Here is a 16621-nt window from a genome sequence, read left to right on the forward strand (position 1 = left end):
GCGGGAACATGACAGGGTCCATTTGAAATGAAACATCGTGTCTCGATCATCGCCATGCTGACTGCCCTTTCATGGGCGGGTCCATCGATCGCTCAGCCGGTCGCGCAGCCGGACGCCTTCGCGCGTCTTGGCATCGCGCGCATCAAGCTGGCGGACGAGGGCAAGATCTTCCTCAACGGAACGCGCGACCCCGCGGCCGGCTACACCACACCCGAGAAATGGGTCGCCAATATCGAGCTCGGCTATTTTGTCCTCGATACGGTCGCGATCCAGTTCGCGGGAACGACGCCGGCGACCACGCCCAACAAGCCGGCCGGCTCGCTGGAGGCGGTTCCCAACCTCGGCAACGACAAGTTCAGCATCTTCACCTTGACCGGCACCTATCATCCGCTTCGCGGCGGCCCGGTATCGCCATATGTCGGCGCCGGCGTGGCGCTCCAGCACGTGTGGTCGCTGGAAGACGAGTTCGCCAGCAATCTTCAGGTCGATGACGCCTGGGGCCCGGTAGTGCAGGCCGGCGCCGAAGTAGCGATCAGCGATCGGTTCGGCATCTACGTCGACGTCAAGAAGGCCTTCTACAAGGCCGACGCGTCGGCCGATATCGGGCCCAATCGAATCACGGCGGTGGCGGAGCTCGACCCGCTCATTTTGCAGGCCGGCGCTCTGGTACGTTTTTGAACCGAGGGTTCCGCGCCGATGCGCGGAAAGCGGGGGGATTTTTAGTGATGAAGTGGACGATGGTTCTGGCGGGCGCCCTGGCGGCGCCCCTTGCGATGGCGGCGGCGCCGGCTCAGGCGCAGGAGGCGGGCCATGACTGGTTCGTCCGGGCCGGTATTACCCAGCTCACCCTCGCCGACGAGATCGACCTCACCGTCGCGGGCACGCCTATCCCGAATGCCGGCATCGACACCGACTCCCACTATACGCCGACCTTCCAGCTCGGCCGGATGCTAGGGAACCATGTCGCAGTGGTGCTGACCGTCGGCCTGCCTCCCCATATCGAAATCGACGGCGACGACGCCCTCGAGCCGTTCGGCCGCCTCGCCGAAACCACCTACGGTCCCGCCGCCCTCATGCTCCAGTATCGGCCGATCCGCGAAGGCACCTTCCAGCCCTATGTCGGCGCCGGCGCTTGCTACATGATCATCTTCAGCGCGGACGACGGCGCTTTTCGTGACGTCGAGATCGACGACGATCTGGCTCCCGCCCTCGAAATCGGAACCGACATCATGCTGACGCCCCGCTACGGCTTCTTCGTCGAGGCCAAGAAGGCGTTTCTGCGCACCCAGGCGCGCGGCACCTTCGCCGGCGCGCCGGTGGTGGGCGACGTGCGCCTCGATCCCTGGGCCGTCAGCGTCGGCGGCGTCTTCCGCTTCTAGACTCGCCGATCCCTGGGCGCAGCGGCGGGCCCGGCCCGCCCCTAAATCTATAAGCTATTGGCGTGCCTTGATAAATCAGGCTCATCCGTCCTACGGTTAACGAATAAATTACCCGGACATGGTAATGACCGCAGCCATGGAGAAGGCCGCGCTTCGGAGTGATTTCCCGTCCGCCCCGGAGCCCTTGCTCGGCGGGGTCGTGATGCATCATGCCGCGATCGAACCCGGCACATCCGACGGCGCCGCGACGCCCCACACCGAATGGCTGGCCTTCGCGGCCGAGTTCGAAGCCTCGCTGATGCACATGCTGGATAGGGTGGAATCGGCGGCGGCGGAGCTCGAGCAGCGGGCGTCGCATCTCGGCGTCCTTCTCGGCGAAGCCCGGGAGCAGGCCGGCGGGACGGCTGAAACCGCGAGGCAGGCCGCCCTCAACTCAAGCGAGGTCGCGGGCCGCATCTCGACCATGTCGCACTCGATCTTCAGCATCGCCCATAATATCGAGCAGCAGGCGACGCTCAGCACCTTGCTGCACTCCAATTCATCGCAAAGCATCGAGGCCGTCGACGCCCTGTCGTCCGAGGCCGCGGAGATCAAGACCTTCGTCGGCACGATCGACCGCATCGCGTCGACCACCGACCTTCTCGCCTTGAACGCCGCCATCGAGGCCTCGCGCGGCAGCGACGCCGGGCGGGGGTTCGCCGTCGTCGCCCAGGAGGTGAAGGCCCTGGCGGGGCAGTCGGCCGAAGCGACACTCAGCGTCGGAAAATTGCTCGCGCGAATCCAGCATCGGGCGCACGCCGCGAAGGGATCGCTGGACGAGGTGAGCGGCGCCATCGCGCAGCTCAACCAGTCCGCGGAAGCGATCGTCGACGCGGTGGTCGAGCAGCGGACCGTCGCCCAGACGCTCGGCATGAGCGCCGAAGAAAGCGTCGAGGACGCGGACGACACGGCCCGGCGCGCCAGGGACCTCGGCGCCGCGCTGGACGCGACGCGCACCGTGTCGATCGAAGTCGAGGCAAGCGCCGCGGACATCTCGCATAGCCTGCGAGACCTTCGCCAGTCCGCCCGCGATCAGTTCCAGCGCATCCGCGCGACCGCCTCTTCGCCCCAATAGGTCTTCCGCCTCCTATCCGGAAAGTAGCAGTCGGCATTTTCCCTGGAGTTGACGTCGCCGGCCTGTATCGTAACGCCCCTGAGACGAATCCTGCGGGGCTAACGGCGGCCGAATGAAACGAGTTTTGATGCGGCTGTGGGCTGCCTTCTGGTTCTCTGTGCTGGCGGTTTCCGCCTCCGCCCAGCAGCCAACAACCTCGAACGCCCCCTTCGCCCCGACCGAGACCGGCGCGCGGATCGTCTATCGGAACGCGAGCCTGATCGACGGCAGCGGCGGTCCGATGCGGCCGGACATGGTCGTGGTGACGAACGGTCAGCGCATCGAAGCGGTGCTGCCGAACGCCGAGCTCTCGCCGGAGATGATGGCGGGCGCGGAGGTGGTGGATCTTGGCGGCCAGTATCTGCTCCCGGGGCTGATCGACAGCCACCAGCATCTGGCGACGCCGCCCGATCGCCGCCGCGCCGAGGCGCTGATGCGGCGCGACCTTTATGGCGGCATCACCGCCGTCAGGATCATGGCCGACGACCTGCGCCCGATCGCCGAACTCGCCCGCGCCTCGCTGGTCGGCGAGATCGCCGGGCCGGACCTCTATTTCGCGGCCCTGGTCGCGGGGCCGAGCTTCTTCGAGGACCCGAGGACGAAGGCGATCGCTGCCGGCGCCGTTCCGGGAGAAGCGCCCTGGATGCAGAAGATCGACGACAGGACCAATATTCCCCTGGCCGTGGCGATGGCGCGCGGCACCTTCGCGACCGGCCTCAAAATCTACGCCAACCTTCCCGCCCACCTCATCCGCGCCCTCACCGAGGAGGCGCACCGGCAGGGTCTCATGGTCTGGGCGCACGGCATGGTCTTTCCGACGCCGCCGGCGCAGGTCATCGCCGCCGGGCCCGACGTCGTCTCCCACACCTGCTATCTCGCCTATCAGGTCTCGGAAAAGCGGCCGCAAAGCTATCAGGACCGCTTTCCCGTCGACTATGCCAGGTTCGAAGACGGCGACAATTCGGTCATGGCGGCATTATTCCGCGAGATGCGGCGGCAGGGCATCATCCTCGACGCCACACTTCGGGTCTATGCCGAGATGGACGAGCGGGCCGCCGAGAATCCGGAAGCGCCGCCCTATCACTGCAATACGGACCTTGCCGCGAAGCTGACCAGCCAGGCCTTCCGCGAAGGCGTGATGATCTCCGCTGGCACAGACGGGATGACACCGCGCGAGGCCCCCAACAGCGCGCTCCACGAGGAATTGGAGCTGCTCGCGACCAGGGCCGGCATGCCGCCGCTCCAGGTGATCCGCTCCGCCACCCTGATCGGCGCCATGACCATCGGCAAGGCGGGCGAGATGGGGACGGTGGAAGCCGGCAAGCTCGCCAATCTCGTCGTGCTGGAAAGGAACCCGCTCGACGATCTCGGCAACCTCCGAAGCGTCGTCTTCACGGTCAAGCGCGGGCGACGGTTCGACAGGGCCGACTACCGCCCGATCAGCCCGGAGGAGATACCCGACGATGAATGACATCACGGCCGGCGTCGATCGACGCGTGTTCCTGGCGATGGCGGGGGCCGGCGCGGTCGCGCTGCCCTCGATGGTCGCCGCCCATCCGGAGCATCGCGCCTCGGACATGATCATCGTCAATGCGCTGGGCGGCCTGGGCAATCCGAACGAGCCGCCGGACGGCCCCGATACGGGCACGGGCGTCGACGGCACCGGTCGCGGCGGCATCGAGCAGAGGGTGATCGACGACGCCCGCGCCTCCGGCCTCACCGCCGTCAACGTCACCCTGGGCTATGTCGCCGGCGACATGGAGCCGTTCGAATATAGCGTGCGCGAAATCGGTATCTGGGACACGCGCCTGAGAGAGCGCCCCCACGATCTCCTCAAGGTGCTGACCGCCGCTGACATATTGCACGCCAAGGCCGAAAACCGGATCGGCATCATCTACGGCTTCCAGAACGCCGCCATGATGGGCGACGACGCTACCCGCGCCGACATCTTCGCCGATCTCGGCGTCCGCGTCATCCAGCTCACCTACAATCCCGGCAACCAGCTCGGCGACGGCTCGATGGCGCCCCAAAATCGCGGCCTCTCGCCGTTCGGCCGGGAGGTGATCGAGCGCCTCAACGCCAACCGCATCATGGTCGACCTCTCCCACAGCGGCGAGCGCACCTGCCTGGAGGCGGCCGCGCATTCGAGCCGGCCCATCTCGATCAACCACACCGGCTGCCGCGCGCTCGTCGACCTGCCGCGCAACAAGACCGACGAGGAGCTTCGGCTCGTGGCATCGAAAGGCGGCTTCGTCGGCATCTATTTCATGCCGTTCCTCGATCCGGAAAGCCGCGCCACCGCGGATGACGTCGTCGCCCATATCGACCATGCCGTGAACCTGTGCGGCGAGGACCATGTCGGCATCGGCACCGACGGCGGCACGACCGGCATCGACGACATGGCCGCCTATCGCGGCCGCATCGCCAAGCAGATCGCCGACCGGCGCGCCGCCGGCATCGGCGCGACCGGCGAGAACGCGGACACCGTGCCCTTCGTCCTCGACCTTTACGGGCCTACCCAGTTCGAGAAGCTTGCCGGTCTGCTGCGAAAGCGCGGCTATACCGAAAGCCGGATCGAGAAGATCATGGGCCGCAACTTCATCAACTACGCGCGCGAAATCTGGGGCGCTTGAGCGTCCCGCCGCCGGGAGAACAGAATGACGCCCGACTTCATCGCCTTCGTGAACACGGTGTTCGTGCCGGTCGGGCTGATGCTAATCATGTTCAGCATGGGCCTGACCCTGGCGCTGCGCGACTTCGCCCTGGTACTGAGCAACGGCCGGTTGGTGGCGGCCGGCCTTTGCGGGCAGCTTCTCTTGATGCCGATCCTCGGCCTCGCCATCGGCGCCCTGTTCGGCCTCGGGCCCGAGCTTGCTCTTGGCCTCTTCATCATCGCCATCTGCCCGGCCGGCACCACGTCGAACGCACTCACCTTCGTCGGGCGCGGCAACGTCGCGCTGGCCGTGGTGCTGACCGCGCTTTCCAGCCTCGTCACGGTCTTCACCATCCCGGTGCTCCTGAGCTGGGCGCTGCCCTTCTTCCTGGAGGGCGGCGGACGTGCGGTTCCGGACCTCTCGGTCCCAGGCACGATCCTGCAGTTGATCCAGATCACCGTACTCCCGATCGCCGCCGGAATGCTCGTCCATCGCTTCGTCCCGGCGGCTGCGGTGAAGATGGAACGTTGGTTGCGGCCGACCTCCCTCATCGTGCTGATCGGGGTCATTGCCTTCTCGGTGGCGATCAGCCTCGACATGGTGCTGGATAATATCGTCGCCGCGGGGCCGGCCATCTGGACGCTCAACGTCGCCGCGATGGGCGCCGGCCTGCTGCTTGCCCGCGCGATCGGCGCGAGCAGCCGCGATTCGATGACCATCGGCATTGAGGTCGGCGTCCAGAACGCGACGCTGGCCATCTTCCTGACCCTCACCGTCCTCGGCAGCCTGCCGCTGGCGGTGACCCAGAACATCTACGGCGTGATCATGGTCCTCAACGTCTTCCTGCTCATCCGCTGGTATCGCGGGCGCATTACCGTCGAGCCGGCCGCCGCGCCGGAGGCCGCGTGACCCTGAGCGTCATCTCCGCCGAGGAGGTGGCGCGTCTGTTGCCGTACGAAGAGTGCATCCCGCTGATGCGCGAGGCGATGATCGCCCTGTCGAGCGGCCGCACCCGCCAGCTTCTGCGCGGTATCATCGATCTCGACGGCGGGCGAGCCTTCGGCGTGATGCCGGGCGCCTTGGACGGCGGCCCGTTCGGCGCCAAGCTGGTCAGCGTCTTTCCCGACAATTTCGAGAAAGGCGGCCGGTCGCACCAGGGCGTCGTCGCTTTGTTCGATCCGGAGACGGGCGCCCCCGTCGCCATCCTCGACGCGGGCGAGATCACCGCCATCCGCACCGCCGCGGCCTCCGCCGCTGCCACCGATGTCATTGCCCGCCGGGATGCCACCCGTCTCGCCATCCTCGGCTACGGCGAGCAGGCCTGGCGGCACGTCCAAGCCATCCGTCACGTCCGCTCGATCGAACAAGTCTCCGTCTGGGGCCGCTCGATCGATCGGGCCGTAGCCTTCGCCCAGCGTGTCGTGGAGACCGGCCTCGATTCAGCCGCCGCCCCCAATGCCGCCGCGGCCGTATCGCAGGCCGATATCATCTGCACCGTCACCGCCGCGCCCGAACCGATCCTGACCAGCGCGATGGTCCGGGACGGCGCCCACATCAACGCGGTCGGCTCCAGCCGCGCCGGCCCGGCCGAGATCGCCACCGACCTCGTCGCCCGCGCCCGCTTCTTCGCCGATCATCGCGAAGGGGTGCTGGCACAGGGCGCCGAGTTCCTCCGCGCCCGGGCGGAGGGCCGGATCGACGACGATCATCTCCTCGGCGAGATCGGCGAAGTGATGGCCGGAAGCCTCCCCGGCCGCCTCGGTGATACCGACGTCACCCTCTACAAATCCCTCGGCAGCATCTTGCAGGACCTCGCCGCCGGCTGGCACGTGCACGAACGGCTGTCGCGGGATAACGAAGCCGGATATTGACCAGGCCGGCCGCGCCGTGGCAATCGGAGCGGGGTCTGGAGGCGCCGAAGCCAAGTGCTCCCAGAGGTTTGCGGGTGTAGCTCAATGGCAGAGCAGAAGCTTCCCAAGCTTACGACGAGGGTTCGATTCCCTTCACCCGCTCCATCGCTCACATGAGTGAGGGCCAGCTGGGGGCGAGCGTGACGGACGATCGAAGGGTCGAGCGGGAGCGGCGGCGGGTGTTCGAAGCCGTCGGCAAGTTCCTGTTTGAGCATAGCCTCGACCCCATCCCAGCCAATTACATGCTCGTCCACATGCTGGTGACGGGCAGCAACGCCTCCGCCATCGCTGCGATCGAGGAGGCGACGGGCGACGGCCTCCGCCTGACGCAGGATGACGCCGACCGGATCATGACCATGCTCGGCGAGGCTTCGCCGACTCCCGTCGCACCCTCCGCCGAGGCGGCGATCGAGGAAGCCCGACGCCAGGTGGACAGCTTCGCCGGCATCGTCGACACCACCCGCGCCGAAGTCCGGGTCTATGGGCGCGACCTCAAGTCGGGCGCCGCCCAGCTCGCGGCCGCCGCCGGGCCGGAGTCCATCGCTGAGCTGATCCGCGTCACCGGCGCCATGATCGAGCGCACCCGAGCCGCCGAGGGCCGGCTGGAGGCGGCCACCGGCGAGGCGAAGACGTTGCGGGCGAGGCTGGCGAGCGCGGAGGAGGAGGCGAGGCGCGATCCGCTGACCGGCCTTCCCAACCGGCGCGCCTTCGGCGACCGCTACGCCGCCTTGTCGGACGAGGGCACGCCGTTCGCCGTCGCGCTGTGCGACATCGACCGCTTCAAGCACATCAACGACAGCCACGGCCACGCCGTCGGCGACCGGGTGCTACAGACCGTCGCCGCGATATTGCAGGACAGCTGCGACGGCGCGACCGTAGCCCGCTACGGCGGCGAGGAGTTCGCCATCCTCTTCCCGTCCAAGGACGCCGCCACCGCCGCGGCGATCGTGGATGCGGCGCGAGAGGCGGTGGCGTCGCGTCAGTTCAAGGTGCGCGAGACGGACGCGCCGCTCGGCCGCGTCGCCTTCTCGGCGGGCGTGGTCGCCGCCGCCAGGGGCGAGACCTACGAAACCATCATCCAGCGCGCCGACGCTCTCCTCTACAAGGCAAAGTACGGCGGCCGGAACCGCGTCGAAGCGGAAGCGAGTTGATTGACGAGCCCTGCTGCTTGCTTCGAAGCTGCCTATATTCCGCCCGGGACGGCCGCCCTCCCCGCTTCCTCGAGCCGCAGGACTAGATCCGCCCCGCAAGCTTCGAGCGCGGCTTCCTCGGCGCTGCGGATCACGAAATTGGCGCCGACCTTCCCCTCGCGGAAGAAGGGATAGCTGCCGATCTGGCATCCCGGATGGGCCCTTTCGGTCGCCGCGAGCAGGTCGGCGACCTCGCTTTCCGGCACCCAGCAGCCGATCGTGAGCGACATGAGCGGCCTTCCCCCCTCCAGCGCGCCGCCGAGCGCCTCCAGCATCTGCGCCGCGATATGCGGCACGCCGGCCAACATGAAGATGTTGCCGCACCGTATTCCCGGTGCGCCCGACAGGCTGTTCTCGATCAGCTCCGCCCCTGCCGGCACCCGCGCCATCCTGAGCCGCGCCTCGGTGAGGCCGCCCCGGCTCGCATAATGCGCCTCCAGCATCGCCCGCGCCCTCGGATGCACCTCGACGCCTACCCCCAGCGCGGCTGCCACCGCGTCCACGGTGATGTCATCATGGGTCGGCCCGATTCCCCCGGTTGTGAAGAGATAGTCGTTGTCCGCCGCCAGCGCCCGCACCGCCTCGACGATCCGCGCCTCCACGTCCGGCACCACCCTGACCTCGGTCAGGCGGATGCCCTGGAGGTTGAGCCAGGTGGCGATGGGCGCGACGTTCCGGTCCTGGATGCGGCCGGACAATATCTCGTTGCCGATGATCAGCAGCCCCGCCGTCCAGATCCGTTCGCTCGCCATGGGGCCTCAACTGCCACAGGCGGCGGGGGTCGCCAAGCTGGCCTGCGATGCCTATATCGGCGGAATGACCGACTATGTAACCGCCGATGCGGCCTACCACCATGCCGAGGCCGGTAATGCGCGCAATGGCGCCATCAAGCTGCACGGCCCCGAAGGTTTCGAAGGCATGCGCGCCGCCGGCCGCCTCGCCGCGGAGATACTGGACGCGCTCGTCCCCCATATCGTCCCCGGCGTCACCACCGGGGAGCTGGACGCGATCGTCTACCGGATGATGCGCGACGCCGGCGCCGTGCCCGCGACCCTGGGCTATCGCGGCTATACCCACAGCTCGTGCATCTCGATAAACCATGTCGTCTGCCACGGCATCCCCGGCGACCGCGCGCTGAAGGACGGCGACATCCTCAATATCGACGTGACGCCGCTCCTGGACGGCTGGCACGGCGATACCAGCCGTATGTATCTGTGCGGCGACGTGCCCATCAAGGCGAAGAAGCTCGTCCAGGTCACCTACGAAGCGCTGATGCTCGGCCTCGAGCAGGCGAGGCCCGGCAACCATCTGGGCGACATCTCTCACGCCATCCAGACTCACGCGGAGAGCCATCGCTATGGCGTTGTCCGCGATTTCTGCGGCCACGGCGTCGGCCGGAATTTCCACGACGCTCCGGAGGTCGTCCATGTCGGCAAGCCCGGCACCGGCCCCGAGCTTCGCCCCGGCATGTTCTTCACCGTCGAGCCGATGATCAACATCGGCAAGCCCGCGTGCAAGGTGCTCGACGACGGCTGGACTGCCGTCACCCGCGACCGCTCCCTCTCCGCCCAGTTCGAACATTCGATCGGCATTACCGAAGACGGCTGCGAAATCTTCACGAAAAGCCCCAAGGGCCTCGACACCCCGCCTTACGCCTGACGCCTGCCAACCCTGTTCGATCGGGCTAGAAGCAGCCAGGCCGCGACGCAACGTTGATAGAGCCGTCCGCACAGGGTGGTTAGCGAACATCCCTGTTGCGCCCTAAGATGAGCGGATTCGAGATTTGGACCGTCCGCAATGGTTGCTTTTGCGCCATCGCTCTCCCTCTCGACGAACGCCTAGCGAGTCGCCATGGTGCGCGCCGACGACAGGCAGGGGAGCGGCATGAAGAACTGGAATGCGCGGAAGCGGATCATCGCGGCGGAAGAGCTGCTCCCCGAGCATCGGCTGACGCGAAGCCTCTCCTGGCCGCATCTGATCGCGCTCGGCGTGGGCGCGATCGTCGGCACCGGCATCCTCACGTTGATCGGCGTCGGCGCCGACAAGGCCGGGCCGGCGGTCATCCTCTCCTTCCTCGTCGCCGGCGTGATCTGCGCCTGCGCCGCGCTCGCCTATGCCGAGATGGCGACGATGATCCCCGCCTCGGGCAGCGCTTACACCTACACCTATGTCGTCATCGGCGAGCTCATCGCCTGGGTCGTCGGCTGGAGCCTCATTCTCGAATACTCGCTGGTGGTAAGCGCGGTCGCAGTCGGCTGGTCGGGCTATGCCGCGCCCTTGCTGGAGGCGTGGCTGGGCGTGCCGATGGCGCTGATGCAGGGGCCGGAGCTGGGCGGCATCATCAACCTTCCCGCCATCTTCATCATCGCCGTGGTCGCGGGCCTCTTGATGGTCGGCACCAAGGAAAGCGCGACCCTGAACGCGGCCCTGGTGGTCGTCAAGATCATCGCGCTGATCGTTTTCGTCGTGGTGGCCCTTCCCTATTTCAATGCCGCCAACCTCGAGCCTTTTTCGCCCTACGGCTTCGGCAAGATGATGGACGCGGGCGGGGTGGAACGCGGCGTGATGGCGGCGGCGGCGATCATCTTCTTCGCCTTCTACGGCTTCGACGCCATCGCCACCGCGGCGGAAGAGACGAAGAACCCCAACCGCGATCTCAAGATCGGCATCGTCGGATCGATGATCGCCTGCGTCGCCATCTACATGGCGGTCGCGATCGCGGCTGTCGGCGCCGTCAACTACACCGTCTTCGCCAACAGCCCCGAGCCGCTGGCGCTTATCCTGCGCCAGCTCGACCAGCCGGGCGCGGCGACCTATCTGGCGGCGTCCGCCGTCATCGCACTGCCGACCGTGATCCTCGCCTTCTTCTACGGCCAGAGCCGCATCTTCTTCGTGATGGCGCGCGACGGCCTCCTGCCGCGCGGCCTTGCAACGGTTTCGGGACGGGGCACGCCGGTCCGGATCACGCTCTTCACGGCCGTTGTCGTCGGCGTGCTGGCGGGATTCATCCCGCTCGCGGACCTCGCCGCGCTCGCCAATGCCGGGACCCTCACCGCCTTCATCGCCGTCGCACTGTGCATGTTGATCATGCGCCGGCGCGAACCCGATACGCCGCGCCAGTTCAGGACGCCGCTCTACTGGCTGATCGGCCCGGTCGCGATCGGCGGCTGCATCTACCTGTTCATCAGCCTGCCGCAGAGGACGCAGCTCTTCTTCCTGGCGGCGCACGTCGTGGGGCTGGCCATCTACATGCTCTACGGAAGCCGGCGGACCGCGGCGGCCGGATAGGCTTCCGGTAGCTTGTCGAAGCCGGACGGCGCTTTGTCGAAGCGGCACGCTTCCGCGCCGTCCCGCCGATAGGCTCGGAAGCGGGTAATGGAGGGCGCATGAAGGGGATTTCAGAGCCGATCGTCGCCGGGACCGTGATTGCCGGCACGCTCGATCTTTCGGCGGCCTTTCTGTCGGCGTGGATCACGTCCGGGCGCACGGCCGGATCGGTGCTGCGCGGCATTGCCTCGGGGCCGTTCGGGGACGTGATGCGGGACGGCGGCCCCCTCGCCGCGATGGCGGGCCTCGTCGTCCATTACGGGATCATGGCGGTGATCGCCGCGGTGTTCGTCGTCGCCGCTCGCGCCGCGCCGGCCCTCGTCCGTCACCCCGTTCCGATAGGCCTCGCTTATGGATCGCTCACCTATCTCGTCATGTACTGGATCGTGCTGCCGGCGCGGTGGCCGGCCGCGTTTCCGAACACGACTCCCGTCGACGTCGCGCTCGCGCTGGCCTTCCAACTGCTGTTCGTGGGTCTGCCGATAGCCCTCGTCGCCGCCCGCTACCGCCCGGCCCGGAAGGCCTAGAAACGTTCGGCCTCGCGGGCCATGTCGATGGCCTCCTCGAGTGCCTCGCTTATCTCTTCCCGGGCCTCCCGCTTGCGCCAGCCTTCGAGGCCGCGATCCTTGCGAGGCTGGGCGGCTTGCCCTTCCGTCACCAGTCCGTCGGTGAGGACCGAAAGCGCCACCGGCTCGGCGCGGATGGCCTCCCTTATGACGAAGCCTTCATCGGCGCCGGCGGCTCGAGTCGGCTCGGCGGCGATCACCGGGACCGCACTCAGCGCGACGATCAGAGCGATCGCGACGGAAGACAGGCGCATGGCATCCTCCAGGTTTCCGGGACTCGGGCAGCGTAGCTTCCCGAATCCCATGCCACCCCCGCTCACGCAAGCCGGTCCTTTCGACCGCCCCGGAGCGGGACGCTCCGGCCCGGGACTCAGCTCGAATAATACATATCATATTCGACCGGGCTTGGCGTCGTCTCCCAGCGCAGCTGCTCTTCCCACTTGAGGTCGATATAGGCATCGATCTGGTCGTCGGAGAAAACGTCGCCCCGGGTCAGGAACGCGCGGTCGTTCTGGAGGGCGATCAGCGCCTCGCGGAGCGATCCCGCCACGGTCGGCACATCCACCAGCTCGGCCGGCGGCAGGTCGTAGAGGTTCTTGTCGATCGCCTCGCCCGGATGGATGCGGTTCTGGATGCCGTCGAGCCCGGCCATGACCAGCGCTGAATAAGCGAGATAGGGGTTGGCGAGGGCGTCGGGGAAGCGGCACTCGACCCGCTTGGCCTTTTCGCCCGCGCCATAGGGGATGCGGCAGGAGGCGGAACGGTTGCGGCTCGAATAAGCGAGCAGCACCGGCGCCTCGAAACCCGGGACCAGCCGCTTGTAGCTGTTGGTCGTGGGGTTGGTGAAGGCGTTGCAGGCCTTGGCGTGCTTGATGATGCCGCCGATGAAGTAGAGTGCCGTCTCCGACAGCCCCGCGTAGCCGTTGCCCGCGAAGAGCGGCTTGTTCTGGTTCCAGATCGACAGGTGGACGTGCATGCCCGACCCGTTGTCGCCCTTGATCGGCTTGGGCATGAAGGTCGCCGTCTTGCCATAGGCGTGAGCCACCATGTGGACGACATATTTGTAAATCTGCATGCGGTCGGCGGTCTCGACGAGGCTGCCATAGGTCATGCCGAGCTCGTGCTGCCCCGCGGCGACCTCGTGATGGTGCTTGTCCATCGGGAGGCCCATCTCGATCATCGTCGAGACCATCTCGCCGCGAATGTCCATCGCGCTGTCGACCGGCGCCACCGGGAAGTAGCCCCCCTTGGCGCGCGGACGGTGGCCGAGGTTGCCGACCTCATATTCGCGGCCGGTGTTGGTCGGCAGCTCGACATCGTCGAGCCGGTAATAGGAAGTGTTGTAGCTGTCCTCGAAGCGGACGTCGTCGAACATGAAGAATTCGGCTTCGGGCCCGACATAGACGGTGTCGCCGATGCCGGTGGACTTGAGGTACGCCTCGGCCCGCTTGGCGGTCGAGCGCGGGTCGCGGGCGTAGAGCTCGCCGGTGCCCGGATCGACGATGTCGCAGAACAGAATCAGCATCGGCGTCGCGCTGAACGGGTCGACATAGACGGCGTCGAGGTCGGGCTTCAGGATCATGTCGCTCTCGTTGATCGCCTTCCAGCCGGCGATGGACGAGCCGTCGAACATGAAGCCGTCGTTGAGCTGGTCCTCGTCGATGAGACCCGCCACCATCGAGAGGTGCTGCCACTTGCCCTTGGGATCGGTGAACCTGAGGTCGACCCACTCGATCTCCTGCTCCTTGATCATGTCCAGGATCTTGCCCGCGTCGTTCGCCATGTCGGAAATGTCCTTCGTCCGGAAATTTTGCCCTCGGCCCTTCCATTCCCGAAGGTCGTCCGAGTCGTCCAGCGCCGCGTGGCGCGACGTGAATATTTCACGTGGATGGCGTTGGAACGCCGCTCAGAACGAGCGCCGCTGCGCCGAAATCAGCATCCTCAGCAACATCGCCACCGGCCGCGGCACGCCGACCTTGCCCTCCAGCCACAGGCTGACCGCCGACCGGCTGACGCCGATCGCGGCGGCGAGGTCGGTCTGCGTCCGGTAGCCGAGCGTCCGCATCGCGGCGCGAAGTTCTTCCGGGGACATCGAGGCCAGGCGGGGATCGGTCACAGCGGACTCCCTTTAGCGCCGGCCGCGCGGATCAGATAGCGTCCGAGCCCCGCTCCCCCGTGCGGATGCGTAGCGCTTCCTCGACGGCGGAGACGAAGATCTTGCCGTCGCCGATCCGCCCGGTCCTGGCGGCGTTGGCGATCGCCTCCACCACCCGCTCGGCGAGCCCGTCGTCGACCACCACCTCGAGCCTGACCTTGGGCAGGAAATCGACGACATATTCGGCGCCCCGGTAAAGCTCGGTATGGCCCTTCTGCCGCCCAAAGCCCTTGGCCTCGGTCACGGTGATGCCGGAGACGCCGACCTCGTGCAGCGCCTCCTTGACCTCGTCCAGCTTGAACGGCTTGATGACCGCCTCGATCTTCTTCACGGATATTCCCCACAGCTGCTGCGATGCAGCATAGCGCCCCCCGGTCCCGGCGCAAGGTTCACCCTCCGAACGGAGCGACGCCGACGAGAAAAGGGCCGCCTCTCGGCGGCCCTTCCTGGCTTTGGGCTTGCAGAAAGCCTTTATGGGCTGACCGGGACGTCATCGCCGTCGTCATCGTCCAGGAATTTGACGAGACCGTAAACCAGTCCGCCGAGCACGATGGCCGCGACGACATAGGCCACCGTCGTCGATCCCTCTCCCGCCTGGGCGCTGCCCTGAAGCGAGCTTTCCCGCGCCGGCATGGGCGCGGCCGCCTGGGAGAAGGCCGGGCTCGCCGCCGTCACGGCTACGGCCGCGAGCAGCGTCGCTATCCTCTTGGAGATCATGATCATTTCCCTTTTTACTCTTCGGGGGACGGTGCCTTAACCCCGCAAAAGCCGGAATGTTACCGCCCCGCGCACGGCTCCACCGAAAAGCGGGTCGGTCTGTCCTGTAAGACACGGGTAGGTGGGGCGACGCGGGCCGTTCCAATACAAAAAGGGCCGCCAAACGGCGGCCCTTCCTGTTCTTGACCGGCTCGAAGTACCCCTTCGAGACGAACGCGTCAGCCGAGCAATTCCTGCTCCAGCTTCTTGGCCATCTCTTCGATGTTCTCCGGCGGCCAGCCCGGGATGTCCATGCCGAGCCTGAGGCCCATCGAGGACAGCACTTCCTTGATCTCGTTCAAGGACTTGCGGCCGAAGTTCGGCGTGCGGAGCATCTCGGCCTCGGTCTTCTGGACGAGGTCGCCGATGTAGATGATGTTGTCGTTCTTGAGGCAGTTGGCCGAGCGCACCGAGAGCTCCAGCTCGTCCACCTTCTTGAGGAGGTAGCGGTTGAGCTGGTTGGCGTCGGCTTCGGACTCGGTCGCGGCGGCGGCGACGCCGGTCGGCATCTGCGCCATCGCCATACCTTCGTCGAAGTGGACGAAAAGCTGCAGCTGGTCCTGGAGGATGCGGGCCGCATAGGCGATCGCGTCCTCGGGGCTGATCGTGCCGTCGGTCTCGACGGTGAGCGTCAGCTTGTCATAGTCCAGCTCCTGGCCGACGCGGGTGTTCTCGACCTTGTAGCTGACTTGCCGCACCGGGCTGTAGAGCGCGTCGATCGGGATGAGGCCGATCGGCGCGTCGACCGGGCGGTTGGACGCGGCCGGGACATAGCCCTTGCCCGATTCCGAAGTCAGCTCCATGTTGAGCGTCGCGCCTTCGTCCAGGTGACAGAGGACGAGGTCGGGGTTCATCACCTCGATGTCGCCGGTCGTCGCGATCTGTCCCGCGGTGACTTCGCCCGGGCCGGTCGCGGAGAGCTGGAGCCGCTTGGCGCCCTCGCCTTCCATCTTCAGCGCGATCTGCTTCACGTTGAGGACGATGTCGGTCACATCCTCGCGCACGCCCTGAAGCGACGAAAACTCATGCAGCACACCCTCGATCTTCATCGAGGTGACGGCGGCGCCCTGGAGCGAGGAGAGGAGGACGCGGCGCAGCGAGTTGCCGAGCGTCAGGCCGAAGCCGCGCTCGAGCGGCTCGGCGACGAAGGTCGCCTTGCGCCGGCTGTCGCCCCCGGCCTTCTTCTCAAGGGCGTTGGGCTTCTTCATTTCCTGCCAGTTCTTTGCGTTGACAGCCACGTTGTTCCCCTTGGGAAATGGCGGGGGCGCGTCCGCCCCGGCCGGAAAAAAAGTGCGGGAGCGGTCAGCCGCTCCCGGAAAAATCAGACGCGGCGGCGCTTGGAAGGCCGCACGCCATTGTGCGGGATCGGCGTCACGTCGCGGATGGACGTGATGTGGAAGCCAACCGCCTGCAGCGCGCGCAGCGCCGATTCACGGCCCGAACCCGGACCCTTGACCTCAACCTCGATCGTGCGGACGCCATGTTCGGCGGCCTTCTTGCCGGCGTCTTCGGCAGCGACCTGCGCGGCATA

Annotated in this window: 19 protein-coding genes and 1 tRNA gene; 12 read left to right on the top strand and 8 right to left on the bottom strand. The window is 66.9% G+C overall.

All coding sequences use genetic code 11. The features are described 5' to 3' along the window. Positions 1–27: 27 nt before the first annotated feature. The 9 genes from VIR62_RS05150 to VIR62_RS05190 all read left to right on the top strand — a co-directional run bounded on the left by VIR62_RS05150 (position 28) and on the right by VIR62_RS05190 (position 8247). Complete coding sequence (locus VIR62_RS05150; protein ID WP_431869263.1) at positions 28–678, top strand: OmpW/AlkL family protein; 651 nt, start codon at positions 28–30, stop codon at positions 676–678. A gap of 47 nt (positions 679–725) precedes the next feature. Continuing rightward, positions 726–1379, top strand: a complete 654-nt coding sequence (locus VIR62_RS05155) for an OmpW/AlkL family protein (protein ID WP_431869264.1) — start codon at positions 726–728, stop codon at positions 1377–1379. Positions 1380–1503: 124 nt separating this feature from the next. Next, entirely contained in the window at positions 1504–2493 is a 990-nt protein-coding gene (locus VIR62_RS05160; protein WP_431869267.1) for a methyl-accepting chemotaxis protein, read from the top strand. Between the two features lie 127 nt (positions 2494–2620). Beyond that, positions 2621–4003, top strand: a complete 1383-nt coding sequence (locus VIR62_RS05165) for an amidohydrolase family protein (protein WP_431869269.1) — start codon at positions 2621–2623, stop codon at positions 4001–4003. Further along, a complete protein-coding gene (locus VIR62_RS05170; protein WP_431869271.1) occupies positions 3996–5165 on the top strand; it encodes a dipeptidase in 1170 nt (389 codons plus the stop codon). The genes VIR62_RS05165 and VIR62_RS05170 overlap by 8 nt, the downstream gene beginning before the upstream one ends. A 24-nt stretch (positions 5166–5189) precedes the next feature. Continuing rightward, positions 5190–6095: a bile acid:sodium symporter family protein gene (locus tag VIR62_RS05175; protein WP_431869272.1), complete on the top strand. Its 906-nt coding sequence runs from the start codon at positions 5190–5192 to the stop codon at positions 6093–6095. Further along, complete coding sequence (locus VIR62_RS05180; protein WP_431869274.1) at positions 6092–7057, top strand: ornithine cyclodeaminase family protein; 966 nt, start codon at positions 6092–6094, stop codon at positions 7055–7057. Before VIR62_RS05175 ends, VIR62_RS05180 begins: the two co-directional genes overlap by 4 nt. A 70-nt stretch (positions 7058–7127) precedes the next feature. Further along, positions 7128–7201: transfer RNA gene (locus tag VIR62_RS05185), tRNA-Gly, on the top strand. A gap of 35 nt (positions 7202–7236) precedes the next feature. After that, complete coding sequence (locus VIR62_RS05190; protein ID WP_431869276.1) at positions 7237–8247, top strand: GGDEF domain-containing protein; 1011 nt, start codon at positions 7237–7239, stop codon at positions 8245–8247. 32 nt (positions 8248–8279) lie between these two features. On the opposite strand, the gene VIR62_RS05195 is transcribed toward VIR62_RS05190, so the two are convergent. Next, complete coding sequence (locus VIR62_RS05195; RefSeq protein ID WP_431869278.1) at positions 8280–9038, bottom strand: competence/damage-inducible protein A; 759 nt, start codon at positions 9036–9038, stop codon at positions 8280–8282. Positions 9039–9102: 64 nt separating this feature from the next. Between VIR62_RS05195 and map the strand changes: the two genes are divergently transcribed. From map to VIR62_RS05210, 3 genes are all read left to right on the top strand, one after another. Next, the gene (gene map / locus VIR62_RS05200; RefSeq protein ID WP_431869300.1) at positions 9103–9945 is read left to right on the top strand and encodes a type I methionyl aminopeptidase; all 843 of its coding nucleotides are present in this window, start codon (positions 9103–9105) and stop codon (positions 9943–9945) included. A gap of 225 nt (positions 9946–10170) precedes the next feature. Then, a complete protein-coding gene (locus VIR62_RS05205; RefSeq protein ID WP_431869280.1) occupies positions 10171–11574 on the top strand; it encodes an amino acid permease in 1404 nt (467 codons plus the stop codon). Between the two features lie 98 nt (positions 11575–11672). Further along, positions 11673–12140 carry a hypothetical protein gene (locus tag VIR62_RS05210; protein ID WP_431869282.1) on the top strand — a complete coding sequence of 156 codons (468 nt, stop codon included), beginning with the start codon at positions 11673–11675 and terminating at the stop codon, positions 12138–12140. Here the strand turns inward: VIR62_RS05210 and VIR62_RS05215 are convergent. The 7 genes from VIR62_RS05215 to rpsK form a co-directional block, all read right to left on the bottom strand. Further along, entirely contained in the window at positions 12137–12433 is a 297-nt protein-coding gene (locus VIR62_RS05215; RefSeq protein ID WP_431869284.1) for a hypothetical protein, read from the bottom strand. The two genes, VIR62_RS05210 and VIR62_RS05215, sit on opposite strands and share 4 nt — an antisense overlap. A 116-nt stretch (positions 12434–12549) precedes the next feature. Further along, positions 12550–13962: a type I glutamate--ammonia ligase gene (glnA, locus tag VIR62_RS05220; protein ID WP_431869286.1), complete on the bottom strand. Its 1413-nt coding sequence runs from the start codon at positions 13960–13962 to the stop codon at positions 12550–12552. A gap of 123 nt (positions 13963–14085) precedes the next feature. Continuing rightward, positions 14086–14295, bottom strand: a complete 210-nt coding sequence (locus tag VIR62_RS05225; RefSeq protein WP_431869288.1) for a helix-turn-helix domain-containing protein — start codon at positions 14293–14295, stop codon at positions 14086–14088. Positions 14296–14326: 31 nt separating this feature from the next. Beyond that, positions 14327–14665, bottom strand: a complete 339-nt coding sequence (locus VIR62_RS05230) for a P-II family nitrogen regulator (protein ID WP_431869290.1) — start codon at positions 14663–14665, stop codon at positions 14327–14329. Positions 14666–14805: 140 nt separating this feature from the next. Beyond that, positions 14806–15051, bottom strand: a complete 246-nt coding sequence (locus VIR62_RS05235; protein WP_431869292.1) for a hypothetical protein — start codon at positions 15049–15051, stop codon at positions 14806–14808. Between the two features lie 218 nt (positions 15052–15269). Further along, the gene (locus VIR62_RS05240) at positions 15270–16328 is read right to left on the bottom strand and encodes a DNA-directed RNA polymerase subunit alpha (RefSeq protein ID WP_431869294.1); all 1059 of its coding nucleotides are present in this window, start codon (positions 16326–16328) and stop codon (positions 15270–15272) included. Positions 16329–16411: 83 nt separating this feature from the next. After that, the coding region (gene rpsK, locus VIR62_RS05245) for a 30S ribosomal protein S11 (RefSeq protein WP_431869296.1) at positions 16412–16621 on the bottom strand (210 nt) is incomplete at its 5' end.

Origin of the sequence: Allosphingosinicella sp., from assembly GCF_036570505.1 — a bacterium.
Lineage (GTDB): Bacteria > Pseudomonadota > Alphaproteobacteria > Sphingomonadales > Sphingomonadaceae > Allosphingosinicella.